Genomic DNA, 331 nt, shown 5'->3' with positions numbered 1-331 from the left:
GCAATTCGTCAGGTCGTAGACAAAGGGTTAAGTCGTAAATAATGGCTACCCTTTTTATTTTTCTTAAAAAACCTAAAAACGCATTTAAATCCTCTCTCTCCCTTTACATGCGTTTTTATAACAAATACGACTTATTGTATTGATAATCATATCAAAACCTCATACAACTAAATCTGAAGGTTCATTTTTTAGTTAAACTGATTTTTTTCATGCATTCTTTAAACAAATAAAAAAAGAGCCGGATTTTCATCATAGCTCATGTATGAATTGGTTCTGTATGTGTACATGTTGGATAGTAAGAACAACCAAGAAACTTATTTCCTGTTTTATT

1 pseudogene is annotated in these 331 nt (G+C 30.2%); it reads right to left on the bottom strand.

The annotated features are described in order from the left end of the window. Nucleotides 1-256: 256 nt before the first annotated feature. Nucleotides 257-331 (bottom strand): annotated as a pseudogene (locus MR160_RS34190) (restriction endonuclease); the annotation flags it as partial.

Origin of the sequence: Bacillus cereus group sp. BfR-BA-01382 (assembly GCF_022663475.1) — a bacterium.
Classification (GTDB): domain Bacteria; phylum Bacillota; class Bacilli; order Bacillales; family Bacillaceae_G; genus Bacillus_A; species Bacillus_A thuringiensis_S.
Note: the sequence above shows the minus strand (reverse complement) of the source record. Positions and strands in the feature narration are given on the sequence as shown.